The 23,574-nt window shown below is 62.6% G+C and carries 26 protein-coding genes and 1 tRNA gene; 14 read left to right on the forward strand and 13 right to left on the reverse strand.

Going from position 1 to position 23,574, the window contains the following annotated elements; translation table 11 throughout:
- Nucleotides 1–285 precede the first annotated feature (285 nt).
- A tRNA-Leu gene (locus tag NKH28_RS05115) sits at nt 286–371 on the forward strand.
- 15 nt (nt 372–386) lie between these two features.
- Here the strand turns inward: NKH28_RS05115 and NKH28_RS05120 are convergent.
- Entirely contained in the window at nt 387–986 is a 600-nt protein-coding gene (locus tag NKH28_RS05120; RefSeq protein WP_352874804.1) for a DUF4145 domain-containing protein, read from the reverse strand.
- A gap of 614 nt (nt 987–1,600) precedes the next feature.
- Here NKH28_RS05120 and NKH28_RS05125 point away from each other — a divergent pair.
- Both NKH28_RS05125 and ade read left to right on the forward strand, forming a co-directional pair.
- The gene (locus tag NKH28_RS05125) at nt 1,601–2,053 is read left to right on the forward strand and encodes a cupin domain-containing protein (protein ID WP_352978052.1); all 453 of its coding nucleotides are present in this window, start codon (nt 1,601–1,603) and stop codon (nt 2,051–2,053) included.
- Nucleotides 2,054–2,788: 735 nt separating this feature from the next.
- Nucleotides 2,789–4,600 (forward strand): adenine deaminase, encoded by a 1,812-nt coding sequence (gene ade / locus NKH28_RS05130; RefSeq protein ID WP_352541395.1) that lies wholly within the window; start codon nt 2,789–2,791, stop codon nt 4,598–4,600.
- A gap of 129 nt (nt 4,601–4,729) precedes the next feature.
- Here ade and NKH28_RS05135 read toward each other — a convergent pair whose 3' ends face one another.
- From NKH28_RS05135 to NKH28_RS05145, 3 genes are all read right to left on the reverse strand, one after another.
- Entirely contained in the window at nt 4,730–5,893 is a 1,164-nt protein-coding gene (locus NKH28_RS05135; RefSeq protein WP_352934302.1) for an alpha/beta hydrolase, read from the reverse strand.
- A gap of 132 nt (nt 5,894–6,025) precedes the next feature.
- On the reverse strand, nt 6,026–7,099 hold the full coding sequence (locus tag NKH28_RS05140) for an alpha/beta hydrolase (protein ID WP_352451120.1): 1,074 nt from the start codon (nt 7,097–7,099) through the stop codon (nt 6,026–6,028).
- 104 nt (nt 7,100–7,203) lie between these two features.
- Complete coding sequence (locus tag NKH28_RS05145) at nt 7,204–8,598, reverse strand: hypothetical protein (protein WP_352978054.1); 1,395 nt, start codon at nt 8,596–8,598, stop codon at nt 7,204–7,206.
- Nucleotides 8,599–8,724: 126 nt separating this feature from the next.
- Here NKH28_RS05145 and ilvA point away from each other — a divergent pair, with 126 nt between their 5' ends.
- Nucleotides 8,725–9,981, forward strand: coding sequence for a threonine ammonia-lyase IlvA (ilvA, locus tag NKH28_RS05150; RefSeq protein WP_352978056.1), 1,257 nt, complete (start codon nt 8,725–8,727; stop codon nt 9,979–9,981).
- On the forward strand, nt 9,978–10,550 hold the full coding sequence (locus NKH28_RS05155; protein ID WP_352684877.1) for a DUF1697 domain-containing protein: 573 nt from the start codon (nt 9,978–9,980) through the stop codon (nt 10,548–10,550). The genes ilvA and NKH28_RS05155 overlap by 4 nt, the downstream gene beginning before the upstream one ends.
- An 8-nt stretch (nt 10,551–10,558) precedes the next feature.
- On the opposite strand, the gene NKH28_RS05160 is transcribed toward NKH28_RS05155, so the two are convergent.
- On the reverse strand, nt 10,559–10,852 hold the full coding sequence (locus NKH28_RS05160; protein WP_352472739.1) for a DUF2218 domain-containing protein: 294 nt from the start codon (nt 10,850–10,852) through the stop codon (nt 10,559–10,561).
- A 78-nt stretch (nt 10,853–10,930) separates the two neighbouring features.
- Nucleotides 10,931–11,371 (reverse strand): lactoylglutathione lyase, encoded by a 441-nt coding sequence (gene gloA / locus NKH28_RS05165; RefSeq protein ID WP_023674793.1) that lies wholly within the window; start codon nt 11,369–11,371, stop codon nt 10,931–10,933.
- Nucleotides 11,372–11,585: 214 nt separating this feature from the next.
- Between gloA and NKH28_RS05170 the strand changes: the two genes are divergently transcribed.
- The 4 genes from NKH28_RS05170 to NKH28_RS05185 all read left to right on the forward strand — a co-directional run bounded on the left by NKH28_RS05170 (nt 11,586) and on the right by NKH28_RS05185 (nt 13,959).
- The gene (locus NKH28_RS05170; RefSeq protein ID WP_502893739.1) at nt 11,586–12,182 is read left to right on the forward strand and encodes a cold-shock protein; all 597 of its coding nucleotides are present in this window, start codon (nt 11,586–11,588) and stop codon (nt 12,180–12,182) included.
- Nucleotides 12,183–12,201: 19 nt separating this feature from the next.
- A complete protein-coding gene (locus tag NKH28_RS05175; RefSeq protein ID WP_352451115.1) occupies nt 12,202–12,765 on the forward strand; it encodes a DUF192 domain-containing protein in 564 nt (187 codons plus the stop codon).
- Between the two features lie 20 nt (nt 12,766–12,785).
- On the forward strand, nt 12,786–13,553 hold the full coding sequence (locus tag NKH28_RS05180) for an alpha/beta fold hydrolase (protein WP_352451114.1): 768 nt from the start codon (nt 12,786–12,788) through the stop codon (nt 13,551–13,553).
- A gap of 88 nt (nt 13,554–13,641) precedes the next feature.
- Nucleotides 13,642–13,959: a hypothetical protein gene (locus NKH28_RS05185; RefSeq protein WP_352978058.1), complete on the forward strand. Its 318-nt coding sequence runs from the start codon at nt 13,642–13,644 to the stop codon at nt 13,957–13,959.
- A 42-nt stretch (nt 13,960–14,001) separates the two neighbouring features.
- On the opposite strand, the gene NKH28_RS05190 is transcribed toward NKH28_RS05185, so the two are convergent.
- On the reverse strand, nt 14,002–14,616 hold the full coding sequence (locus NKH28_RS05190) for an HD domain-containing protein (protein ID WP_352978059.1): 615 nt from the start codon (nt 14,614–14,616) through the stop codon (nt 14,002–14,004).
- Between the two features lie 159 nt (nt 14,617–14,775).
- On the opposite strand from NKH28_RS05190, the gene cysE reads away from it, so the two are divergent.
- Nucleotides 14,776–15,624, forward strand: a complete 849-nt coding sequence (gene cysE, locus NKH28_RS05195) for a serine O-acetyltransferase (RefSeq protein ID WP_023717455.1) — start codon at nt 14,776–14,778, stop codon at nt 15,622–15,624.
- 165 nt (nt 15,625–15,789) lie between these two features.
- Nucleotides 15,790–15,993, forward strand: a complete 204-nt coding sequence (locus NKH28_RS05200; RefSeq protein WP_023674799.1) for a DUF3126 family protein — start codon at nt 15,790–15,792, stop codon at nt 15,991–15,993.
- A 265-nt stretch (nt 15,994–16,258) separates the two neighbouring features.
- On the opposite strand, the gene NKH28_RS05205 is transcribed toward NKH28_RS05200, so the two are convergent.
- On the reverse strand, nt 16,259–16,987 hold the full coding sequence (locus tag NKH28_RS05205) for a hypothetical protein (protein WP_352978061.1): 729 nt from the start codon (nt 16,985–16,987) through the stop codon (nt 16,259–16,261).
- A 118-nt stretch (nt 16,988–17,105) separates the two neighbouring features.
- Between NKH28_RS05205 and NKH28_RS05210 the strand changes: the two genes are divergently transcribed.
- Nucleotides 17,106–17,450, forward strand: a complete 345-nt coding sequence (locus tag NKH28_RS05210; RefSeq protein ID WP_254817711.1) for a DUF6949 family protein — start codon at nt 17,106–17,108, stop codon at nt 17,448–17,450.
- A gap of 18 nt (nt 17,451–17,468) precedes the next feature.
- Nucleotides 17,469–17,996: a gamma carbonic anhydrase family protein gene (locus NKH28_RS05215; protein WP_352766737.1), complete on the forward strand. Its 528-nt coding sequence runs from the start codon at nt 17,469–17,471 to the stop codon at nt 17,994–17,996.
- 57 nt (nt 17,997–18,053) lie between these two features.
- Here the strand turns inward: NKH28_RS05215 and NKH28_RS05220 are convergent, their stop codons facing one another.
- Both NKH28_RS05220 and NKH28_RS05225 read right to left on the reverse strand, forming a co-directional pair.
- Nucleotides 18,054–18,800 (reverse strand): SDR family oxidoreductase, encoded by a 747-nt coding sequence (locus NKH28_RS05220; RefSeq protein WP_352541386.1) that lies wholly within the window; start codon nt 18,798–18,800, stop codon nt 18,054–18,056.
- A 30-nt stretch (nt 18,801–18,830) separates the two neighbouring features.
- Nucleotides 18,831–20,018 (reverse strand): MFS transporter, encoded by a 1,188-nt coding sequence (locus tag NKH28_RS05225; RefSeq protein WP_352978063.1) that lies wholly within the window; start codon nt 20,016–20,018, stop codon nt 18,831–18,833.
- Nucleotides 20,019–20,114: 96 nt separating this feature from the next.
- On the opposite strand from NKH28_RS05225, the gene NKH28_RS05230 reads away from it, so the two are divergent.
- On the forward strand, nt 20,115–21,011 hold the full coding sequence (locus NKH28_RS05230) for a LysR family transcriptional regulator (RefSeq protein WP_352541384.1): 897 nt from the start codon (nt 20,115–20,117) through the stop codon (nt 21,009–21,011).
- Between the two features lie 300 nt (nt 21,012–21,311).
- Here NKH28_RS05230 and NKH28_RS05235 read toward each other — a convergent pair whose 3' ends face one another.
- From NKH28_RS05235 to NKH28_RS05245, 3 genes are all read right to left on the reverse strand, one after another.
- Nucleotides 21,312–21,911, reverse strand: coding sequence for a transglutaminase-like cysteine peptidase (locus NKH28_RS05235; RefSeq protein WP_352702719.1), 600 nt, complete (start codon nt 21,909–21,911; stop codon nt 21,312–21,314).
- Between the two features lie 261 nt (nt 21,912–22,172).
- Nucleotides 22,173–22,790, reverse strand: a complete 618-nt coding sequence (locus NKH28_RS05240) for a PilZ domain-containing protein (protein ID WP_352541383.1) — start codon at nt 22,788–22,790, stop codon at nt 22,173–22,175.
- Nucleotides 22,791–22,907: 117 nt separating this feature from the next.
- Nucleotides 22,908–23,546 carry a PAS domain-containing protein gene (locus tag NKH28_RS05245; protein WP_023674809.1) on the reverse strand — a complete coding sequence of 213 codons (639 nt, stop codon included), beginning with the start codon at nt 23,544–23,546 and terminating at the stop codon, nt 22,908–22,910.
- Between the last annotated feature and the right edge of the window lie 28 nt (nt 23,547–23,574).

The raw sequence follows: 23,574 nt of genomic DNA on the forward strand, positions 1-23,574 counted from the left end.
GGTTGAGCGTGCCGGTCGTCAAAATACGAAAGATACGAACGAGAGCCAATCTGGTGCGGACGACGGGAATCGAACCCGTACGATCAGAGATCGAGGGATTTAAGTCATGTAAATGACTACCCGCCGACAGCGAAAGCCTTGCTGAGCAAGGCTCTCCGCTTTCTGCTCTGAACTTTTCCTGCCACAGCTGTGGGAATTCCCACGAATTTTCTCTCGCGCTGGCTTGGGTAGATGAGCCGCATTGCGGTTTGCAAAGTCCGAGTTCGTATTTTAGATGAGCCTGCTGCGGGCGTGGTGAAACTGGTATACACACCGGACTTAAAATCCGGAGGCCTTAGGCCGTGCGGGTTCAAGTCCCGCCGCCCGCACCATAGCTCACACCAATTTCAGGGTCGAGGAGCCAGAGAGTATTTTTTAGAAGCGGATGGGAACTCGAAGACCAACTTGAGCAGCATTTCGACGAAGGCGAGGAGGTCTGTAGCTTCTTCCTCTGACATCACTACGATTTCGTGGTTTGCCTCGTTGCCCTTGGTTCGGATGTGATCAACCCACGTTTTCGCGTCAGGCGGGACGTATCCCTTTGCAGAGATGAATTCCACATACTCCATGAAGTTCTTATTTTTGTCGGCTCCCTTTGAAACAGCGATATGCATGAGCAGCTTACGGCAGCACAAAACCGCCGCTGTAAACGCGTTCTTTGAAAAACAGTCGCGAGCCTCATCATACAACTGTTGAACAGTCGCTTCGTCTATACCTTTTACGTCTGCACCGAAGCGGATGCCGGGAACCTGTCCCTGCTGGCCAAAGTAACTTGGTGCGTAGCAGTGGTGACAGATGTACACGAAAGCGTCAGGCGACCCGCTACCATCTTGGTAGCTACCGCGGACGTAGCCAACATTGGACGCAACGGGGTTGCCGCAATGGCCGCAGGTGTACGCCCTTGAGGTTAGTGTCAACGCGTTTATCCATCGCAGAATGGCTGCCATTGTATTGTTGTCCTGTGATTACAATTATCTAAGGATAGGGGCGTTAGCTGCCGATGCAACGCAACGGTAGCTTAACTCGTCTAAGCAAGATGTCTGTTTTTGCGCGACAATGGAATGTTCCCACAGAATTTTCTTACATCTTCCCTTGCGCGCTGCAAGAGTTGCTACGTGAAACTTTCCCGCTGGTGACTGTGAAAAGCCAGTAAGAACAACTTAACAGCGCGACTAAAGATAGATCAAATTTGCGATGCAACCTTGGCTCCGCTAAGCCGTTGATTTGCCATGGCTCCTCAGCCCTGCCTTTTTAAGTCCCTTGCGTCTACCAATTCCGCCACGTCCGCAGGCCAGTCCTTTTCAGATGCCGGGCAGGGCCCGTCAAGCCGTCTTCTGCCGTAGAGAAATCTGGAAGCTAGCGAGGCCGATCACCTACAGTGATACAAACAAAATCGTTTCACCTGGAAATGTTTTTAGCGGCAGCTTCCGCGGCTACCGCGAATGCGCGTCCCCCGTTCGCAGGATGCGTTCGGGCGCTCTGCCCTGATAGACTCCAATCGGCAAGTGGATCGGCGCGCCGATACTCGACGCCGTCCTCTACGAAACACTGGGAGATTGTCATGCTCAAGCTTGCCTCTGCCCTGGCACTGCTGCTTGTTGGGACGGCGCCTCTGTTTGCCGATGACATGCCGATGAACGCCGCCGATATCAAATGGGGTCCTGCTCCTGCTGTCATTCCCGCTGGCGCGGAAATGGCCGTTGTCTCTGGAGATCCCTCAAAGGACGGCGCCTTTGTGCTGCGGTTGAAGACACCCGCCGGCTACAAAATTGCCGCACATAGTCATCCCACCGCGGAATACATAACGGTGCTTTCCGGCAACTTCCATATCGGAATGGGCGATAAGCTCGACGAGGCGAAAGGCGTCGAACTGACTGCTGGCGGCTTCGGCGTCGCACCGGCCGGAATGAATCACTTCGCCTGGACGACAAGCGATACGATCGTCCAGGTTCATGGCGAGGGGCCATTCAAGATCACCTACGTTAACCCGGCAGACGATCCGAGCAAGAAATGACAGTTCGGGATCGAATTGATTGAACCGGCTGAAGGCTCGAACGAGTGCGTCGAACGCCGCGACCGTCGATTCAGAAGGATCCTCTAACGAGACGAAAGCTGATTGGCCGCAACGGAATCGTATTCCGCCTGGGCCATTTGCCATGAATGGCGCCATAACAGAAAAACCCGCCTCGGGAGGCGGGTCGTTGGAGCCAATTGGCACCATACCCAAATTAGTAGCATAGCTGCCGGCACAAAGCAAGAACAAAGTTGCTGCGGCCGGCACAAAATGCCCTTGGCGATTGGCGAAGGCCATGGCGCATCGATCTCCCTCCTTGAGGGGAGATGGCCGGGAGGCCAGAGGGGGTCGTCGCGCGTGGATAGGCGACCCCTCTGTCGCCTTCGGCGACATCTCCCCCTCGAGGGCAGGGCTATCGCAGATGGAACGCCGAGGCTTTCGCTCTACGACGTACCCCCACCCCTAACCCCTCCCCACAAGGGGGAGGGAGACTTCCGTTGGCGCTGACCTCGGCAAATTTGCCTGCCTTTCGGCGCCAAAAGGGGAAGTAAGGGCGCGCGGCAGCATTCCCTCCCCCTTGTGGGGAGGGTTAGGGTGGGGGTCCATCTTCGTAAGAATCCAAATGCGATAGCCCTGCCTCGAGGGGGGAGATCCGCAACTTCGCCGTCCGCGCTTACTTCCCCGCTGGTCAAAATCCTCGCGGCTTGGCACAGTCGGGCAAAGAGGAGCCTGTTGATGCCGAAGACCGCCAATGCGACGAAACCAAAACCCTGGGCCGAGATGGCGACGCATCTGGTCGATGTCGCCATGGGCCGCAAGCCCGCCGATCTCGTCATCCGCAACGGGCGCTGGGTCAACGTCCATTCGGGCGAGATCATCGCCGGCACCGACATCGCCATTGCCGGCGGCCGCTTTGCCTATTGCGGGCCGAACGCCGGCCATGCCATCGGCCAGGGCACCAAGGTGGTCGATGCCGGCGGCCGCTATCTGGTGCCGGGGCTTTGCGACGCGCATATGCATGTCGAGAGCGGCATGGTGACGGTGACGGAATTCTGCCGCGCCGTGATCCCGCACGGCACCACCTCGATGTTCATCGATCCGCATGAGATCGCCAACGTGCTCGGCCTGCCGGGCGTGCGGCTGATGCATGACGAGGCCGTCGCCATGCCGGTCAACGTACTCGTGCAGATGCCGTCCTGCGTGCCTTCGGCACCGGGGCTGGAGCATGCCGGCGCCGAGCTGACCGTCGCCGACGTTGCCGAAGCGATGAGCTGGGAAAACATCATCGGGCTCGGCGAGGTGATGAATTTTCCGGGCGTCGCCGCCAACGATCCGGTGATGTCGGGCGAGATCGCCGCGACGGTGAGGGCCGGCAAGACGGTCGGCGGGCATTATGCCTCGCGCGATCTCGGCCTGCCGTTCCACGGCTATGTCGCCGGCGGCCCCGAGGACGATCACGAAGGCACGCGCGCCGAGGATGCCATCGCCCGCGTCCGCCAGGGCATGAAGGCGATGCTGCGGCTGGGCTCGGCCTGGTATGATGTGGCCTCGCAGATCAAGGCGGTGACGGAGAGCGGGCTCGACCCGCGCAACTTCATCCTGTGCACCGACGACAGCCACTCCGGCACGCTGGTGCACGAAGGCCATATGGACCGGGTCGTGCGCCACGCCATCAGCCAGGGCTTGAAGCCGGTGACGGCGATCCAGATGGCGACGCTCAACACCGCCCAGCATTTCCGGCTGGAGCGCGAGATCGGCTCGATCGCGCCGGGACGGCTCGCCGATCTGCTGATCGTCTCCGACCTCGCCGAAATGACCATCGACGAGGTCTATGGCCGCGGCGTCAGGCTGGCCAAGGGCGGCAAGCTCGAAATCGACATTCCGGCCTACGACTATCCGAAGACGGCGAAGAACACCGTCAAGCTCGGCAGGAAGCTCAAGCCCGGCGACTTCGACATCGCCGCACCCATGGGCGCCAACGAGGTGCGGGTGCGCGTCATCGGCGTGATCGAGAATCAGGCGCCGACGCGGGCGCTGGAGGCCGATCTTGCCGTCGAGGACGGGCTGGTCGCCATGGACCGCCGCAACGATGTCTGCCAGATCGCGCTGGTCGAGCGCCACAAGGGCACCGGTGGCGTCACCAACGCCTTCGTCTCCGGCTTCGGCTACATCGGCGATTGCGCCATGGCGTCGAGCGTGGCCCACGATGCCCACCACATCATCGTCGTCGGCACCAACAAGCAGGATATGGCTCTGGCCGTGAACCGGCTGGGCGAGGTCGGCGGCGGCGTCGTGCTGTTTTCCAACGGCAAGGAGCTGGCGCTGGTCGAAATGCGGATCGCCGGGCTGATGTCGGACGAGCGCGCCGAAATCGTCGCCGCCAAGGCCGACAAACTCAGCGACGCCATGCGGCAGATGGGCTGCTCGCTCAACAACGCCTACATGCAGCACTCGCTGCTGGCGCTGGTCGTCATCCCCGAGCTCAGAATTTCCGACGTCGGCCTGATCGACGTGACGACTTTTCAGAAGGTTGATTTGTTCGTTTGAAGAATCACTGAACCCTGGAGGGACAGCGCCCCCTCTGTCCGGCAGGACAGAGGGGGGCGCGAAGGATCGCTGCAGAGCGTTTTTGTTGACAGCTACCAATCACCGGCGCGATTGGCAGCAGAGGTCGGCTCACCCGCCGGTGGCGATGGTCAGCACCTTGAACGGCGTGGTGATGACGATTTCGGCGACCGAACCGACGGCCTTGCCGAGGCCCTGGCCAAGATTGTCGAGCTGGGCCGGCGCGGTCTCTTCGGAGGCGAGGCCCGCCGGGGCGCGCAGGCGGTCGCCGAGCAGCTGCACCAGGAACGGGTTGTCGGCGAATTTGGCGTGGTTCAGCCGGTCGCCGCCCTTGGTCTTGGTCAGGTCGACCACCGAGACGCCATAGCTGGCGAGGTCGGCCGCGTCGCCATAGTCGCCGACGCGTGGCTTGTCGCCGGAGATCAGGGTCGACAGCCTGAGCGCCCGGTCGTCGCCCGAAAGCAGCACGGCGAACGGCTTGTCGGGCTTGCCGTAGCGGATCATCTGCTTCTTGAACACGTCGACGTCGATATCGGGTGAGGCCAGGATGACGTAGCCGAGCTTGCCGCCGAGGTCGCGGTCGCCGGTGATGGCAAGCTGGCGCAACGCTTCCATGGTCACCCAGGTCCCCATCGAATGGGCAATGATGTCGATGCTCTTGGCGCGGCTCCTGGCGAGCATGCGCAGCGTCGCTTCGAGATCGTCGCGCGCCGCATTGGCGCTTTCCTTGTCGTAGATGTAGCCGGTCGTCTTGCCGCTCGACGCCCACGAAAACAGCACCGGCGTGCCTGGGTATTTCGTGTCGTGCGCGATCTGCGTCAGCCGATAGATACCGTCATCGAAGCCGTTGTTGAAGCCGTGCACGAAAACCAGCGCGCGGTCGCCGCGCATGGCGATGTCGGCGCCGACCGCCTTGGCGAATTGCGGGGCGCCTTCGTAGAAGGTGACGCCGGTCGCCGTGAAATCCTTCGCCGGATTGCTGTTGGCCGAGCCCTTGACCCGCTCGATGGCGCCGAGCTGGTGGATTTTGGGCACCGTCACCTCGACGCTGGCAAAGCTGGTGGTCGGCGAACGGTCGCCGTCGAACACCTGCCGGGGCTCTTTCATTGCCTTTTGCCGGGTTGTGGCGACGAAGATCTTGTGCGTCGCCGCAATGTCCGAAGCAGGCACGATGATCGTCGTCTTGTTGAGCAGATCGTGCGTGTTCTGGCCGGCGCAGCCGGTAACCGCGAGCGTGAACGCAACGACGAGAAAGATCTTCGAAGGCACGATCACGCGGGCTCCCGCAAAGGCGACGTCGAGCCGGAGACGTCTTGGCCTATTCGATAGAGGCAGAGGCCGGCACGGTCCAGTTCAAACTGTTCCGATGGTGCGGCAATGGTCAACGGTCGCTGCCGCGCAATGCAGCTATTGTCCTACCGAGGCGATGCGGTCTGTCACTTCGCGGTCGCTGGCAAACCCGTCATCCTCGCGCAGCTTCTGGCCGATCAACTGCACCAATTCCGGATTATCGGCGAATTTGGTGTGGTTGAAGCGGTCGGTTCCCTTGACGCTGGAGAGATCGACGACCGACACGCCATAGCTGGCGAGGTCGGCGGCGTTCTTGTAGTCGCCGACGCGCGGCCGCGCACCGGCGATCAGGCCGGAGAGCCGCAGCGCCCGGTCGTCGTCGGAGAGCAGCAGGATGAACGGCTTGTCCGGCTTGCCGTAGCGGCGCATCTGGCTCTTGAACACGTCGACGTCAATGTCGGGCGAGGCCAGCACGACGTCGCCGAGCTTGCCGCCCAGATCACGGTCGCCGGTGATGGCGAGCTGGCGCAGCGCCTCCATGGTGACCCAGGTTCCCAGCGAATGGGCAACGATGTCGATGCGCCGCGCGCCGGTCTGCGCCAGCATTCTCAACGTCACTTCCAGCTGGTCGCGGGCAACGCTGGCGCTTTCCTTGTCGTAGACGTAGTCGGTGGTCTTGGCGCCCGACGCCCAGGAAAACAGCACCGGCGTGCCCGGATAGCCGGAATCATGGGTGATCTGGGTGACGCGGTAGACGGCGTCGTCGAAGCCGGTGTTGTAGCCGTGGACGAAGACCATGACACGGCCGCCGCGCGCCGCGATGTCGGCGCTGAGGGCGCTGGAGAATTTCGGTTGGGTGTCGTAGCCGACGACCTCGGAAGCCATGAAGTATTTGGCCGGATCGTCCGACTTGCCGCGTGAGCGCCGCTCGATCTGGCCTGTCTTGTGGATGCCGGGGACGGTGACGTTGACGCGGGCATAGTTCAGCGTCGCCGAACGCTCGCCGTCGAAGACCTTGTTGGGATCGTCGGAGCGCTTGCGCGTCGTGGCGATGAAGATCGAGTGATTGCCGGCGATTTCCGTCACCGGCACCGCCATCATGGCGCTGCCGAGCAGTTCCTCGGTTTGGCGGCCGCCGCAGCCGGCGAGCAGCGCGGCAAGGACAATGATGCAAATCGTCTTCAAGGGCACTTAAGCAATTCCACTCCGGCCTGACCAAAGGCCCATCCACCTCCGCCGCACCTCCCGGACAGGCGAAGTGCGGCAGAAGTAAGTCGCAGGCGCCCGAAATGCGCTCAGCGCCCCGCGACTGCCATCGCACTGTTGCGCGAAAGCCAGAACGGCGGCAGGAACGCCGGAATGTTGGAAAAGGGCAGCACTTCCGGCTTCAGCCTTATGCCGAGCACGTCGGTCATGAAGGCGCGGCGCGCCTCGATGCGGCGCCAGGCTTCGGGATGGCGCGCCGCGATCTCTTCGCGCAGCGCCTCGTCGGCCAGCGCGATGCCGTCCTCGATGTTTGTGGTGAAATAATCGGTGCCGGTCGCCGGGATGATGTCGACCTGCAAGGCCATGCCCGACTTCAATCTGATGTCGGAGCCGGAAAATACCGGCGAATGCATCCATTCGTCGACATGGATGAGATGGCCGGGGTTGAGCGCTACGCCGAAGAACCGATCGCCGATGCGCTCGTGCACAGCTTGCCACAACGCGCCGCCGGGAACGCCGATGCCGACCGTCTCGTACCAGTCGACGACGGCGCAGAAATAGGGCGCGACCAGCTTCTCGACATAGTCCTGGATGCCCCTCGGAAGCTCGGCCGCGTCCTCGACCAGAAAACCGGCGCGGGCATTGAGCGAGCCCTGGATGCCATAGGCCATGGTGATCGGGTCGCCGCGCTTGATGACGTCAAGACGCGGGCTCGGCAGGCCATAGGCCGCCCGCCTGCCGGCCGACAGCATCGGGTGGCAGCATTGCGGCAGGCCGTTGATGCCCATCAGCCGCGCCGCCTGCAATTCGGTCATGCCGGGTTCGATGCCTTGCAGGACATTGCGCAGGCCTTGCGAGGAATAGGTCGCGGCGAATTCGAACGCGGCCAGTTGGTCGGCCTCGTTGATGGCGCGCAGGCCGTCGGCAGGGTTCATCAACAGGTTCGCCGCGTTGACGATCACGCCCCTATCGCCGGCAAGGCTGCGCAACGTGTCGGCGATGAAGGACGGCAGGTCGAGCGTCGTTTCGCCAAAACCCGCATCGCCGGGGCCGAACGGCTTCCAGCCGATGGCGCCGATGCGCTGGCCGGCTTTCAGGCCGCAACCGACGAGGATGTCGGCCAGCGCTTGCGAGCGGTCGCGCGGCTGCGCCGGCAGCGAAAACGTCTGGTAGAGCACGCGCTCGTACGGCCCGTCGCAGATCTCGGCATAGCCCCAGCCCTCATTGCCGACCAGCAGTTTCGGCGGCTTGCCGGGAACGATGACCAGCAGCGTCTCCTCGAAGCGCGGATCGTAGCCGCAGAGGTAGGCGACATTGGCCGCATGTTCGCGGTCGCCATAGACGACGAAGGCATCGAACCCGCCGCGCGCGACCAGTGCCGCTATACGGGCCTCATAGGTGGCGCGCGTAACCAGCGGCATCGCCGTCGGCTCGCCGAACTCCGGCAGCGACACGGTTTTCCGGGCCACCGATGCGACAGGCATGAACACACGCTCCTAACGGCCAACGAGGTTTTGGGAACACCCTTTCGGGTGGCCGGACAATGGCTTCGCGAGGCCGGATATGCAATAGCGGGACCGAATTCGCCTAGCCTGTGGGGTGCTCCAGCCATGACCAGTTTCTCTTCTCGCGTCGCTGCCGCCGCTGCCGCGATCCGCGAGATCTTTCCGGAGACGCCGCTGCAGGAAAACGACTATCTGTCGAAGAAGACCGGCGCGCGGGTGCTGCTGAAGCGCGAGGACCTGACGCCGGTGCGCTCCTACAAGATCCGCGGCGCCTTCAACTTCTTCCGCAAGACGCTCGCCGCCGGCAACGCTGCCGAGCTGTTCGTCTGCGCCTCGGCCGGCAATCATGCGCAGGGCTTTGCCTTCGTCTGCCGCCATTTCGGCAAGAAGGGCGTCGTCTTCATGCCGGTGACCACGCCGCAGCAGAAGATCGACAAGACGCGGCTGTTCGGCGGCGAATTCGTCGAGATCAGGCTGGTCGGCGATTTCTTCGACGACTGCTACCGCGCGGCACTTGAATTCACCGAAACTGCCGGCGCCCACATGGTGCCGCCGTTCGACCACAAGGACATCATCGAAGGGCAGGCGACCGTCGCCTATGAGATATCAGGCCAGATGGCCGGCGCGCGCATGGCTGATATCGTCATGCTGCCGGTCGGCGGCGGCGGCCTGGCCGCCGGTGTCACCCATTATTTCGCCGACCAGCACCGCGAAACGCGCTTCGTCTTTTGCGAGCCGGCCGGCGCCCCGAGTTTGAGCGAGAGCCTTGCCGCCGGAAAGCGGATCAAGCTCGCCAAGGTCGACAATTTCGTCGACGGCGCAGCAGTGGCCGAGATCGGCCGCGAGCCGTTGCGCCACCTGAAGGAGTTTGCCGCCGACACCGTGCGGCTGATCCCGGAAAACCGGCTCTGCGCAACCATGATCGAAATGCTCAATGTCGAAGGCGTCGTGCTCGAGCCGGCCGGCGCGCTGGCGATCGATGCGCTCAAGGATTTTTCCAGGAAGGAAATCAGGGGCAAGACCATCGTCGCCGTGGTGTCGGGCGGCAATTTCGATTTCGAGCGGCTGCCGGATGTGAAGGAACGGGCGCTGCGCTTCGAGGGCTTGAAGAAATACTTCATCATCCGCTTTCCGCAACGGCCCGGCGCGCTGCGCGATTTCCTCGAATTGCTGGGTCCCGACGACGACATCGCCCGCTTCGAATATCTGAAGAAATCGGCGCGCAATTTCGGTTCGGTGCTGATCGGCATCGAAACCAAGGACCGCCGCAATTTCGACCTGCTCAAGGCGAATTTCGACGCCGAGAGCGTCCATTACCAGGACATCACAGACAACGAGACGCTCGCCGGGTTCATCATATGAGCAGCAACGATCTTCCGAACGCTCCGGCGAAGGTTTTTATCGCGCTGTTTTCCGGCATCAATGTCGGCGGCAACCGCATCGTCAAGATGGCGGAACTCAGGTCATTTTTGGAGCAGCTCGGCTTCTCCGATGTCGCCACCTATGTGCAGAGCGGCAACGCCGTGTTCCGGTCGCCAGATGGCGATACGGCGACGCTGACCAAGCGGTTGGAAGCGGAATTCGAGAAGAAATGGGGGTTCCATTCACGCATCATGGTGCGCGATATCGGCTGGCTCGAGCGGCTGGCGGCCGACAATCCCTATCCGGAAGTGGCCGGCGAGCCGACCAAGCTGCATGCCTATGCGCTGGAGCGCCGGCCGACCGCCGAGGAGGTCGCCCGGCTGGCGGAAAAATGCACCGGGCCAGAACGCTTCGAGATCAAGGGCGACGTGCTCTACCTGCATGCGCCTGACGGGCTCGGCAAATCCGTGTTTGCCAATCAAATTCCGCGCGTTCTGAAGGTGCCGGGCACGGCGCGCAATTGGCGCACCGTGCTGATGCTGCTGGACATGGCGAAGGCCGGCGGTTGACAGGTCGTCTACGCGGTCGGAGCGCGTTTCCAGTCGAATGCCAGCTCTTCACGGAAGGCGAAGCGCTTGATGTGCTCGGCGACGACCGTTTCCAGGCGCTCGAGCGAGCCGGCTTCATCGGTCGTCACTGCAATGTGCAGCGCAGCCGGGTCGGCATCGAGAACCGTGCGGCCGAGCGTCAGATCGATGGTGCCGTGGTTCGGGTCGAATTCGACGGGAAACTTGTGCGCCCAATGTTTGCACAGCTGCTGCAGATAGCGGCTGGCATGTTCGGTGGCGACGTCGACATGGCTGGCCGGCATGAATGAATTCTCCTTGGGAATGCGGACGCGAAAACCGAACCAGGGCCCGCCTGCGTCCGTTCAAGATGGCGTGATCGGTTACCAGCTGCCGGTGTTCGGCATCGACGCCCACGGCTCGGCCTTCGGCTTGGCCGGACCTTTCTGCAACAGCTCGATCGAGATGCCGTCCGGCGATTTGACGAACGCCATGTTGCCGTCGCGCGGCGGCCGGTTGATGGTAACGCCATTGTCCATCAGCCGCTGACAGGTGGCGTAGATATCGTCGACCTCATAGGCGAGATGGCCGAAATTGCGGCCGCCCTTGTAGTCTTCCGGGTCCCAATTGTAGGTCAGCTCGACCAGCGGCGCTTTCTCGCTGATGCCGCTCTGCTCGTCTTCGGGGGCGGCGAGGAAGATCAGCGTGTAGCGGCCTTGCTCGTTTTCATGGCGGCGCACCTCCTTGAGGCCAAGCTTGTTGCAGTAGAAATCGAGCGAAGCATCGATGTCGGCGACGCGGACCATGGTGTGCAGATAGCGCATGATTTCCTCCTTATGTTGCGTTGCGGCGCAACATAGGGGCGGCCCGGCCAAAGGGCAATTGGCCACGCTTGCCGGCGCCGGCAAACGGCAAATCCGCTATTCCTGTACGGAACCGTGAAAAAAGGCACGTCAGGTCTTGCACACACCGGAAGCCGCGGTGTTAATCTGATACCAAGAATCAGTTGCGGTGTTTGTTGAAAAAGGGGGCGTTCTTATGGGGGAAAAGGCCTCTTTCATGGGGCGGGACGGGGCCGGTAACGATGCGTTGAAGCGGGATGAGAGCGCCGATACGGCCGATCTCGTCGAAATCGCCGGCGCCATCAAATGGTTCGACGTGGCCAAGGGCTACGGTTTCATCCTTCCCGATGATGGTACTTCGGGCGACATCCTCCTCCATGTGACATGCCTTCGAAAGGACGGTTTTCAGACCGCCCTGGAAGGCGCCCGTGTCGTCTGCCTGGTCAAGCAGGGCGAGCGCGGGCTGCAGGCCTTCCGCGTGCTCTCGATGGATGTCACCACGGCGGTGCATCCGGCGGAGATGCAGGAGCAGCGCACCCATGTCGCGGTGACGCCGGAAAGCGGCCTCGAACGGGCGCTGGTCAAATGGTTCAACCGCACCAAGGGGTTCGGCTTTCTGACCCGGGGCGAGGGCACCGAGGACATTTTCGTCCACATGGAGACGCTGCGCCGCTACGGCATCACCGAACTCCGGCCGGGCCAGGTGGTGCTGGTCCGCTTCGGACGCGGCGACAAAGGCCTTATGGCTGCCGAAATTCACCCCGATATGGGTACCTTGCCGGTCTCGCATTAGTTCCGGCCGAGGATTTCATATGGCTCACAGGAACCGGCTGACGGCGGGCGCGCTCTGCGCCGGGATTTTCCTCATCGTCGCCGCAAGCGCCTTCTTCTATTTTCAGCAACCGAGTTCCGCCGACGGCAAGGCGATGATCCTTCCCGTCGACCCGGCGCCGCTGGTCGCGGTGACGAAGGCCGGCGAGCGTTCTTTTTCCGTGGAAATCGCCGACACGCCCGCCGAGCGCGAAGCCGGCCTGATGTTCCGCCGCCACATGGCCGACAATCACGGCATGCTGTTCGTGTTCGGCGCGCCGCAGGATGTGAGTTTCTGGATGAAGAACACGCCGATGCCGCTCGACCTGATCTTCGTCGGCCAGGACGGCCGGATCCGGGCGATCAGGCAAGGCGAGCCGCAGTCGGAGGCGATCATCTCGCCGGACGAACCGGTGCGCTTCGTGCTCGAGCTCAAGGCGGGCACGGCCGCCAAAAAGGGCATTGAGGACGGCGACCTGCTGCGCCATCCGGCCATCGGCACGGCGCCGGGGCCGGCCATGCCGCCGCCCGACAAGGGCGATGCGCCGAATGTCGATTCCGACTGAACGGGCAGGATCTTCGGCCGATGCAGTTCTTCTCCCATGACGGTTTCGACCTTGCTTTCCTTGACCGCCAGCCGGCATCGGGGCAGGGCGATCCGGTGCTGATGATCCACGGCTTTGCCTCGAGCCACTACGTCAACTGGGTGTCGCCCGGCTGGTTCAAGACGCTGAACGATGCCGGCTACCGTGCCATCGCCTTTGACAATCGCGGCCATGGCTCGTCGTCGAAGAGCTATGACGAAGCCGACTACACGCCGGCAAAAATGGCGTCGGACGCGGCAGCGCTTTTGAACCATCTCGGCATCGAACGCGCTCATGTCATGGGTTACTCGATGGGCGCGCGCATATCGGCCTTCCTGGCGCTCTCCGACCCGGACAAGGTGGCGACGCTGGTCTTCGGCGGCCTCGGCATCGGCATGGTCGACGGCGTCGGCGACTGGGATCCGATAGCCGACGCCCTTCTGGCCGACGATCCGGCAGGCACCAGCGATCCGCGCGGCCGCTCGTTCCGTGCCTTCGCCGATCAGACCCGCAGCGATCGCCGGGCGCTCGCTGCCTGCATCGCCACCTCCCGCGAATTGCTGAGCGAGGCCGATCTTGCCCGCATTGCCCAGCCGACGCTGATCGCCGTCGGCACCAAGGACGACATCGGCGGCTCGCCGGATGAGCTCGCCGCCTTGATGCCGAGCGCCAGGGCGTTTCACATCGAAGGTCGCGACCACATGCTGGCGGTCGGCGACAAGACCTTCAAGCAGCGTGTGCTGGAGTTTTATGCCGAGCATCCGCTCTGATGGATGGCTCCCCAAAAAGCGGCCATCGGGCCTGAAGCTGGGGTTCTTAGCGGTTTTGCAACGATACGGGGGTAACTAAGCGTGACGTGTGGATCGGTTCAAACCCGCCACGCTAGGGCTGGCTGCATTGGTGGCAGGCGCGATAGCGATCACCGCGTTGATGGCAATGCCGAGCGACGCGTCCGTGCTTATCCAGCACAGTGTGACGGGCTTCTTCATGGCGGTATTTTTCCTGGTCGGGCCATTGGCGCATCTTACCGGCGCGGTCTTCGGGCTGATGGCGCTGGGTCGTCCAAACGACAATCGTTTGCTCGGCCTGGCTGGCATCGTGGTCAACGGCGCGTCGCTTGCCGCCGGGGTGTTTATGCTGTGGGCCATGGCATCGACCATAGGCGCGTTTACGTGATTTCGGGCAAATCTTCCGGACGCAAGTGGCCGACGCGTCGGGCTACGATCGGCGCGGGCTGTGCCCCAACGCCCTGAGCGAGCGCGCCATGTTATGCCGGGCCTGGGTTTCGAAGCGCCGGCGGAATTCCTCGCTGTGGAAGATATGCGGACGCGCGAGGAGGCCCTCTAGCACTGCGGCACGGCCGGCCCGCCACATCGGCTCATCGACCCACTGATATTCGCGGCGGACCGCCTGCTCGTAGGCGTCGAACACGTCGGGCGCAGCACCCAGGATCGCCAGGTCCATGTCGAGGAACAGCGCCGCGTCGCGAACCGAATGCTGGTCGCCAAGGGGCGGCAATTCGTGGCCGGCGGTGGCAGTGATCATCGCCGCGATGTGGCCGAGGCGTTGTGCATCGGCGCGACCGGCGAGCTTTTCCTCGGCAAGTGCGGCACTCCTCGCCTCATTGTCGTTGGCGCGGCTGTCGTAGATCGCGTCGTGAAACCAGATCGCTGCCTCGACTGCTTCAGGATCATGCAGCAACGCCTTGTAATCATTGGCCAGTGCCAGCATCGCCTCGATGTGGCCAAGGTCGTGGTAGTGGCGATCTTCGGCCTCATAGAGCGCGGAAAGCTCGCGCTTCAGGGTCTCGTCCATCAAGGTTGCGTTTTCCATGGCTGCTTGAAATTCCGCCAACCAAATCCATTTCACCAAGCACTAAGGAAAATTGAGTTCACCCGTGCTATGATCTGGCTTATAGGTGCGGCCGGAGAATAGGCAAGCCGCCAACCGAGACATTGGATGGCCGAGACATTGGATGGCCGGAGACATCAGATGAACAGCGTTACGATTTCCCGTCCCACCAGGGTGCAGCCGGTAGATCCGATCTGGCGTTCGATCCGCGACGAAGCGATGGAAGCGGTCAACCGCGATCCGCTGCTGGCGGCGTTCCTCTATTCGACCATCCTCAATCAGGAAAACCTGGAAGAAGCGGTCATTCACCGGCTGGCCGAGCGCCTCGCCCACCAGGACATCGGCTCCGACCTCATCCGCCAGACGTTCAAGGCGATGGCGGCCGACGACAAGGACTGGTCGACGACGGTGCGCGTCGATATCCAGGCCTATTACGACCGTGATCCGGCATGCGACCGCTTCATCATGCCGGTGCTCTACTTCAAGGGTTTTCACGCCATCCAGACGCACCGGCTGGCGCATTGGCTGTGGAACCAGGGCCGTCAGGACTTCGCGCTGTATTTGCAGAGCCGGTCGTCCTCGGTGTTCCAGACCGACATCAATCCGGCTGCCCGCATCGGCAAGGGCATCTTCCTCGACCACGCCACCGGCCTCGTCGTCGGCCAGACGGCGGTGATCGAGGACGACGTGTCAATCCTGCACGGCGTGACGCTGGGCGGCACCGGCAAAGCCGGCGGCGACCGCCATCCCAAGATCCGCTACGGCGTGCTGATCGGCGCCGGCGCCAAGATCCTCGGCAACATCGAGATCGGCCATTGCTCGAAGATCGCGGCCGGCTCGGTGGTGCTGTCGCCGGTACCGCACAACAAGACGGTTGCCGGCGTGCCGGCCCGCGTCGTCGGCGAGACCGGCTGCGACCAGCCTTCGCGGCAGATGGACCAGCTGTTGCCATCGCAGACGATGGACCACGTCGTCAGCTTCGACATCTGAGTGCTCGGGCAGGGGCTTGTCACGTCGGACCAACTATCGATGTCGGCGCCGCAGCGCAAACCTGAGGCGATTGCCCGTGTTCTCTCGCCGGCTTGCCTTTACATGGCCATTGTCGACGTGCCAGAAGCGCGCTCAAACGAAGAAGCCGACGATCGGAGAAGACTGTTGAAGCCGGACGAAATCAGAAAGCTGGACGCCTATTTCAAGCGCACCTTCCAGAACCCTAAACTCGAAGTGAAGGCGCGGCCGCGCAAGGAAGATTCGGCCGAGGTCTATGTCGGCGACGAGTTCCTCGGCATCGTCTTCAAGGACGAGGACGATGGGGACTATAATTTCTCGATGGCGATCCTCGACATCGATCTGGCCTGAGCTGGGAGTTTAGCTGGCCGCTACGCCTCAAGTGCTGCGGCGATACGGAACCTTGCAGGACGCCGGTGGGACAGCGCCCCCCTCTGGCCTGCCGGCCATCTCCCCCACGAAGGGGGAGATTGGCAGCCTCGGCGCTGCGCTCTTCCTGCAACATTGGAGATTGGCGAAAGCCAAGATGACGGCCGATCTCCCCCCTCGTGGGGGAGATGTCCGGTAGGACGGAGAGGGGCGCGAAGGATCGCTACGGAACGGCTCGTTTCGTTGCTTATCGCCCGGTCTTCTGCACACGTGCCGCCTCGCCCGAAATCGCCGCGTCGAGCCCCTGCCAGTCGCCCAGGAATTCCCGGGGGAAGCGGTAGGTGAGGCTGAGATTGTCGCCGACTAGGATGTCGCGTTCGCAGGGCGCCAGCGATTCGTCCGCGCTCGGGCCGCTCAGGCAGCGTGCGACGAACGGATCCTTGCCGGGGCGATCGGCGACCGCCAGCACTTCGTTGAGATAGCCTGATTTTTCGCTGAAGGCGTAAAGCGTGGTGCCGCCAGGGCCGGGCGTACCCGGCTTGGCGATCAGTGCGCTGTAGATCGGCGCGAAGCGGCCGCTCATGTCGCGCGACATCAGCTGCGGCTCGAACGACAGGAAGACGATGTCCTTGCTGGGTCCGGTGTGGTTGAAGTCGTTGCGGGCAGCCTCGCTGTAGCCGTCCATCTCGGGATAGCGCAGATAGAGGTCGAGTCGCGAGGCGATGCCGTCGCGCCGGGCCTGGGCAAAGCGGATGACATTGGCCGGCACGGCGATGACGTTGTTGCCGATGACGACCCTGTGGACCGTGGTGTCGTCGGTGTACCCGGCCATGGCGATCGAGCGGCCGAACCATTTGCCGCCGAGGCTGATCGCCACCGAAAGCAGCGCCAGCGTCGCGAATGCATAAAACACCCGCCTCATCAGCGTCGAATCGACGACGCTGAGTTGCGGGCCCTCAGTGGCTGCCTGCTTCATCGCGACCCTCGTTTGCCGTCCAACGGGTGTGCCTGAACGGCACATCTCGACGCGGCACGGCTCTTGCTTCGCAGCTTTGCGGGCGACTGTGCGATTTCATGGTAAACGGAGGGTAAAGATGGGCCCGGTCGAACAAATCATATTCAGTTTTATGGCTGGGCTGACGGCTTGCGGCCTGGCCGGATCGGCGATGGAGCTGATCGCCGGCCGCAGGCTTGCCTTCGTCCAGCCCTATGTATCGTCGAAGCACATGCTGCGCTCACTCGCCGCGACGGCTTGCGCCGGGCCGCTGATGTTCGCCAACGAGGCGCTGGACGCCTGGCGCGAGCGTCGCATCTCGGTGCTGGGGCTGATCTCCTGCGGCTGTACGGCGACCATCTGGGCGCTGGCGCTGGGGATGGTGGTGATCGCCATTGCGTCCTGGGCGGCTTCGCTTCTAGGGTCTGGCAGCTTGTCGGTGTGAGACAATCTGGAGACAGCAATGCCGATCTACGCGATTGACGGAAAAGCGCCCGCCTTCGAGGACGCCGACAGCAACTGGATCGCGCCCGATGCCACCCTGATCGGCAATATCAGGATCGGCCGCAATGCCGGCTTCTGGTTCGGCGTCGTCGTCCGCGGCGACGACGAGCCGATCGTCGTCGGCGCCGACACAAACGTGCAGGAGCACACAATCATGCACACCGACGCCGGCTTTCCGCTGACCGTCGGCCAAGGCTGCACGATCGGCCACCGTGCCTTGCTGCACGGATGCACGATCGGCGACAACAGCCTGATCGGCATGGGCGCCATCGTGCTGAATGGGGCGAAGATCGGCAACAACTCGCTGGTCGGTGCCGGCGCGCTGGTCACCGAAGGCAAGCAATTTCCCGACAATTCGCTGATCGTCGGCTCGCCCGCGCGCGTCGTCAGGATGCTCGACGAGGACGCAGTCGCCAGGCTGCGCGCCTCGGCCGCGCATTATGTGGCAAACGGCAGGCGGTTCAGGGCGGGGCTGAAGAAGGTCTAGCCGACCCGGAAATGGCGGAGCCGCGCCTTAAGATACCGAAGCATAACCCCTTCCAAGTCAAACCGGCTGGGCGGTCGGCCGGAACAAGATCTCGTTGATATCGACGTCGTCGGGCTCGTTGATCGCGAAGGCGACCGTTCGGGCAAACGTATCTGGCCCCACGGCGATCTTGCTCACGAAGTCCCTGGTCCCCTGCTGGATATCCTTCTCGCTGATATGCTCGAGCAACTCTGTGCTGACAGCGCCCGGCGAGATCACCGTGGTACGGATATTGTAGGGTTTCACCTCTTTCCGCAGACCCTCGGATAGCGCACGCACCGCGAACTTGGTGGCGCAATAGACCGCCGCACCCGGGTCGACCACATGGCCGTATACGGACGAGACATTGATAATGTGCCCCGATCGCTGCTCCTTCATGTACGGAAGCGCGGCCGCGATGCCGTAAAGGACGCCCTTGATGTTGACGTCGATCATCCGGTCCCATTCGTCGACCTTGAGCCGTTCGAGCGGGGCCAACGGCATGAGGCCCGCATTGTTGAGCATCACGTCGATGCGGCCGAATTCCCGGACCGCCGTGTTCACCAGGTTCTGGACCTGGCCGGCGTCGGTGACGTCCGTAGTAACGGCCTTGGCTTTGTGCCCAGCGGCGGTCAGTTCCTGGACAAGGGCGTCGATGCGGTGTGACCGCCGTGCACCCAGGACCACGGAAGCGCCTCGTGCGGCAAGATGGCGTGCCGTCGCTTCACCGAGGCCGCTGCTGGCACCGGTGATGACGACGACCTTGTTCTCGATTCCTTCGGACATGAGGTTCTCCTTGACAAGAATTGAAAGAGTTCAGGTGCGGGGGCCGGCCGAGGCGGCGAGCAAGGCCGATCCCGTGAGCAGGACGGCGGCGAGAAGGAAGGCGCTCCACCAGCCGGCCACGTCGAACAGCAGGCCTCCTGCAATAGCACCGCCTGCGATCGCGAACTGGATCAGGGCAACCTGGAGTCCGCCCCCGGCCTCCAGGTCTTCAGGGATGAGCGTGGTCATCCAGGTGTTCCACGCCACCGGGATCGGGGTCGCGAACAGTCCCCAAAGAACCAGCAGGCCGGCCGTGGCGCGTGCAAACGGTCCAAAGGCAATCAGCAGTAGAGCGAAGACCGCGAGTGCACTCGGCAGCCCGATCAGCACGGCTGTGAGGTGCCGCCGGAGTATGAAGCCGACAATCGACAGTCCCGCCACGCCACCGAGGCCGACGCCCAATAGAGCCAGTGAGAGGGTATTGACCTCAAGGCCCGTCACGTTTTCCAGAAACGGCCGCAGATAGATCGAGAGCGCGTTCTGCCCGATGAAAGCGAGCCCGGTCGCGCCCATGCCGATGGCGAATCTGCGATTCCGCAGCAGGCCGAACATGCTCGACACCGAGGCGATCTCTATCGGCGGCATCTTCGGGAGAACGGCCAACTGCCACACGAGCGCCGCAAGGCCGATGGGGACAGTGACGAAAAAGGTTGCCCGCCATCCGATCAGCGATCCGAGGAAGCTGCCGACGGGCGCGGCGATCACCAATGCGAAGGCAGTGCCACCCTGGAGCAAGGCAATGGCCTTGGGCAGGTCGGGTCCCGCGGCCAGGCGGGCCAGAATGGCCGTCGACAGTGACCAGAAACCGCCGATCGCGGTGCCGACCAGCGCCCGCCCGGCCAGGAAGACCAGGAAGTTGGGAGCAAGCGCCACCGCCAGGCTCGATGCGGCCAGCACTGCCGTATAGACCACAACCACCGTCCGTCGATCGACGTTTCGCAACAGCGAGTTGCCGAAGAGGCTGGTAACCACGGCGAAGAATCCGGATACCGCGATTGCCTGGCCTGCCTGACCCTCGGAGACGGCCAGATCCTGAGCGATCGGGGTGAGCAGGCTCACCGGGAGGAACTCCAGTCCGACCAGAAGGAAGGTCAGTAGCGACAGGCAGACCACCGCAGACCATGGGGTCGTCCCGCTGTCAGCAGCAGTGGCCTCGTCCAGCACGAAATCGATGGTCATAAGGCAGTCTCCTGTCCGTTCCAGAACTAAGTAGTCGGGCTGGCTAAATGCGACTAGCGGGTATAATTTTGATGTGGTTGTGAATGAGGCTCATCAATGCCACGCGACGAGTTCGCCGAAATGCGCGCGTTCCTGGAGATCACCCGGACGCGGAGCTTCACCCGAGCAGCCGCCAAGCTCGGGGTCACTCCTTCGGCCCTTAGCCACACCATCAAGTCGCTGGAGTCGCGGCTTGGCGTCCGTCTTCTATCTCGCACCACGCGCGACGTGGCCCCGACGGCGGCCGGTCAACGCCTCAAGGAAGGCATCGAACCGCATTTCGAAGGCATCGCGGCTGAGGTCAGCGCTCTCGGCGTCCTTCGCGACAGGCCGTCCGGCAACATTCGCCTGGTGTGCACCGACGATTCGGTCGACATTGTCTTCCGCGCCCGGCTGCCAAAGTTCCTGAGCGACTTCCCCGATATCAATGTCGAGTTGGTGGTCGACAACGCCTTCACCAACATCGTCGAGCGCCAGTTCGATGCCGGCGTGCGTCTGGGCGAGTCCATTGCCCGGGATATGGTAGCCGTGCGCATCGGAGCCGACGTGACCTACACTGTGGTCGGCTCACCCCATTACTTCGCCCACCGGACACCGCCGGAGACGCCGCAGGAGCTGACCGACCATAACTGCATCAACTACCGGCTGCCGACGTCAGGATCGGTCTATGCCTGGGAATTGCGGGAAGGAGCGCGCGAGTTCAATGCTCGGGTCGAGGGACAACTGACGCTTAACAACATGGGGCCGGCGATTCAGGCCGCGCTTGACGGAGTGGGCTTGGCTTATCTGCCGCGCGAACTCGTCCTTCCACACATTGAGAGTGGCCTTCTCCAGGAAGTCCTGACCAAATGGTGCCCAACGTTCCAGGGTTACCACCTGTACTATCCAAGCCGGCGCCATCCCTCTCCGGCGTTTTCCGCCTTTGTCGACGCGTTCCGTATCAGGGGCAAGTAACAGCGTTTCGACGGCAAACGGCAGCTCGTATCCCACAAACGATCGTGAGACAGCTTGGATGACGAAGCGCAGTTGGAGGCAAAGCCGAGATAACTGTATCGAGATGTGTTCCGCCAGAAATGGTGGAGCCGGCCCGGGGACGGGGCCGGCTCCTTAAACCCGGTCGTTGGGGACGGGGAGGGTGGGGACTCGACCGGGTTTCTCCTAAAGCGCGAAGTCATGCGACGCACTTAACCTCAGTTTTTGCATGTCGTTATCCCAAAACCGCTACGCACTTTTGGGCGACATGCCTTGGCGTCCTCAGCGGACGCTGGCGACCGCGTCGGAGCGGCCGTCGTTGATCGTCACCCAGGCGCCGGAATTCCGCTCGGACTGGCGCTTCAGGTAGGTGTAGCCGGTATTGGTCCAGGACAGCACCTTGGGCTGGAGATTGTCGAGGATGAACTCGCCAAGGCTGGTGCGCACGGTCAGCACCGCATGGCCGTCACCATTGCGCTGGCGCACCACCGTCATCAGCAGATCGCCGGCCGGCACGCCGATGCTCATCAGCTCGCGGCGCTTTTCCAGCGCATAGTCCTCGCAGTCGCCAAAGCCGCTATTGGGAAAGGACCAGACTTCCTCCTTGCCCCACATTTCCATGTCGGTGCGCGGCGCGACCCTGCTGTTGACCGAATTGTTGACCTTGACGATCGTTGCCCACAGCTTGCGGGTCAGCTCGACGGGTGCCCGGCCAGGCGTCCTCTGATTGCATTCCTGCGGAAGCTGCTGGCACATTTCGTAGTGTCCGACCGGCTGCGTGGTGCGGCCGCCGGTGTGCATGAAGGCCGGCTCCGCCGCGTTTACAGTCCCCCAACCGAAAAGCTGCATCGCTATTGCCGCCAGCAACAGCTTGCCCCTCATCCTGTTCATTATTCAGTCTCCCCGTTTGAGGAGACAATGACACGGCTGGATTTATTTGACGCAAAAGCGCGAAGTAGACATTAAGTAAAACGCCAATAGAATAAACATAAAATTTGAGGCAATTGAATATAGAATTGTTTAAGGATTCCAGCCGGGCATGTTCCCATGCTTCGTCGCACCATTCGAACAGCTGGAATGGCGGGACAGAGGGGGCGCGAAGGATCGCCAGCCTCTCTTCCCGATAGTGCTAACGCTTCCGCGTCAGCCGCGCGATGAGCTGAATTCGGTATCGAGCGTTTCCGGCCGCTGGATGACGGCGAACTCGATGGCGACGCCATCTTCGAAATGCCGCACTATCTGGCCGCGCATGGTGCCCAGCGTCACCTGGACGCCGATGGCCGGCTTGACGTCGATCTCGATCGCCGCGCCCGACAGCGACAGGTCGATGATGCGGCACTGGTACTGGCGTCCGTCGGCAAGCTGCAGCACGCTCGTCGGGTTGCGCGGCGCAACGCGTTCATGGCGGCGGTCCTCCGGCAGGTCGAGCTCGTGCTTGTTGGCAAGCCAGGTCAGTTGCGCGGCGAGCTTGTCCCTCTTGCGGTCCGACGCGATGACGGTCATCGCAAAGCCATCCTGCAGCGTGCGGGTGATGACGCCTTCGATGCGGCCGATGTGATCGATATAGGCAATGACCTTTTCGCCCGCCAGGCCGGCGCGCTCGGTGCGCAGCGCGACGTTGCCGGGCGACATGTCGACCACCTGGCAGGGATGTTCGGTGCGGTCTTCCAGCATGAAGCGTCCGTAAATTTTCACGCGGACGCGCTGAAAGTTACGCCTTTCAGCTTGGGACGGCGCATGGTCGACCGCCGCTGACCTCATCACTGCCATACCCCGTTCGCCATTCCGCGCATGGATGCGGGGAATTTCAGCGGAAAACTACAACAAAGCAGGTTAACAAAGGGGAAAGCCCGGCGCTGTTGCTTTAAGCTTTGGGCATCATTCCTCGCGTCCGCCGTCGAAGACGACCAGGTGACGGATGCGGCGGGCCTGGCCGAGCGCCGAAATCGTCTCGGGCGGGTCGAATTCCGATGGGGCGAGCGAGGGAACCTCGATCGCCGGACGGTTCCCCGGGAACATCGGCTCCTTGTCGGGATCGACGACGCGGATCGAATCGATCAAGGCGTCGAGAACCGGGTCGGCGCCCAGCCAGAAGGGCTTTTCGACGGCGCTTATCACGCCGAGGCAGCGCGGGCTCTCGACACCGCCGTCGAGCGGCAGCGCGAGCAGCTCGAACCTGTTGGAACGGCCGCTGCGGCTGAAACCTTCATAGGTGATGAGCACCACCGATTTCAGGTCGAAGACGCCATCGGTCAGCTTCGAGATCAGCCGCTGGTCCTTCTCGCGCCACAGCGAAGGGAATGAAAACCCCTTGAGTTCGCGGCCATAGACCGCGCAGAGCCTGGTGCCGGCGAGCCGGAACACCGCTTCGCCGCGCGTGTCCTTTTCCAGGATGAACGTGTCTGCCAGCAGCGACTTGATGTCGGCGGGTTCGACTTCCGAGCGCTTCGGGGCAGGGCGTCCGTCACGCAACCGGTTCCAATAATGGAACAGCGTGATCGATCCGGTCTGGTTCATGCTAATGCTGCTCCGCGCATTCTGTCTT

This window comes from Mesorhizobium sp. M1227 (assembly GCF_040318315.1).
Taxonomy (GTDB): domain Bacteria; phylum Pseudomonadota; class Alphaproteobacteria; order Rhizobiales; family Rhizobiaceae; genus Mesorhizobium.

Coding starts and splice junctions, on each gene's coding strand:
- NKH28_RS05120 (WP_352874804.1), bottom strand. CDS start 986: ATGGCAGCCATTCTGCGATGGATAAACGCGTTGACACTAACCTCAAGG.
- NKH28_RS05125 (WP_352978052.1), top strand. CDS start 1,601: ATGCTCAAGCTTGCCTCTGCCCTGGCACTGCTGCTTGTTGGGACGGCG.
- ade (WP_352541395.1), top strand. CDS start 2,789: ATGCCGAAGACCGCCAATGCGACGAAACCAAAACCCTGGGCCGAGATG.
- NKH28_RS05145 (WP_352978054.1), bottom strand. CDS start 8,598: ATGCCTGTCGCATCGGTGGCCCGGAAAACCGTGTCGCTGCCGGAGTTC.
- ilvA (WP_352978056.1), top strand. CDS start 8,725: ATGACCAGTTTCTCTTCTCGCGTCGCTGCCGCCGCTGCCGCGATCCGC.
- NKH28_RS05155 (WP_352684877.1), top strand. CDS start 9,978: ATGAGCAGCAACGATCTTCCGAACGCTCCGGCGAAGGTTTTTATCGCG.
- NKH28_RS05160 (WP_352472739.1), bottom strand. CDS start 10,852: ATGCCGGCCAGCCATGTCGACGTCGCCACCGAACATGCCAGCCGCTAT.
- gloA (WP_023674793.1), bottom strand. CDS start 11,371: ATGCGCTATCTGCACACCATGGTCCGCGTCGCCGACATCGATGCTTCG.
- NKH28_RS05170 (WP_502893739.1), top strand. CDS start 11,586: ATGGGGGAAAAGGCCTCTTTCATGGGGCGGGACGGGGCCGGTAACGAT.
- NKH28_RS05175 (WP_352451115.1), top strand. CDS start 12,202: ATGGCTCACAGGAACCGGCTGACGGCGGGCGCGCTCTGCGCCGGGATT.
- NKH28_RS05180 (WP_352451114.1), top strand. CDS start 12,786: ATGCAGTTCTTCTCCCATGACGGTTTCGACCTTGCTTTCCTTGACCGC.
- NKH28_RS05190 (WP_352978059.1), bottom strand. CDS start 14,616: ATGGAAAACGCAACCTTGATGGACGAGACCCTGAAGCGCGAGCTTTCC.
- cysE (WP_023717455.1), top strand. CDS start 14,776: ATGAACAGCGTTACGATTTCCCGTCCCACCAGGGTGCAGCCGGTAGAT.
- NKH28_RS05205 (WP_352978061.1), bottom strand. CDS start 16,987: ATGAAGCAGGCAGCCACTGAGGGCCCGCAACTCAGCGTCGTCGATTCG.
- NKH28_RS05210 (WP_254817711.1), top strand. CDS start 17,106: ATGGGCCCGGTCGAACAAATCATATTCAGTTTTATGGCTGGGCTGACG.
- NKH28_RS05215 (WP_352766737.1), top strand. CDS start 17,469: ATGCCGATCTACGCGATTGACGGAAAAGCGCCCGCCTTCGAGGACGCC.
- NKH28_RS05220 (WP_352541386.1), bottom strand. CDS start 18,800: ATGTCCGAAGGAATCGAGAACAAGGTCGTCGTCATCACCGGTGCCAGC.
- NKH28_RS05225 (WP_352978063.1), bottom strand. CDS start 20,018: ATGACCATCGATTTCGTGCTGGACGAGGCCACTGCTGCTGACAGCGGG.
- NKH28_RS05230 (WP_352541384.1), top strand. CDS start 20,115: ATGCCACGCGACGAGTTCGCCGAAATGCGCGCGTTCCTGGAGATCACC.
- NKH28_RS05235 (WP_352702719.1), bottom strand. CDS start 21,911: ATGAGGGGCAAGCTGTTGCTGGCGGCAATAGCGATGCAGCTTTTCGGT.
- NKH28_RS05240 (WP_352541383.1), bottom strand. CDS start 22,790: ATGAGGTCAGCGGCGGTCGACCATGCGCCGTCCCAAGCTGAAAGGCGT.
- NKH28_RS05245 (WP_023674809.1), bottom strand. CDS start 23,546: ATGAACCAGACCGGATCGATCACGCTGTTCCATTATTGGAACCGGTTG.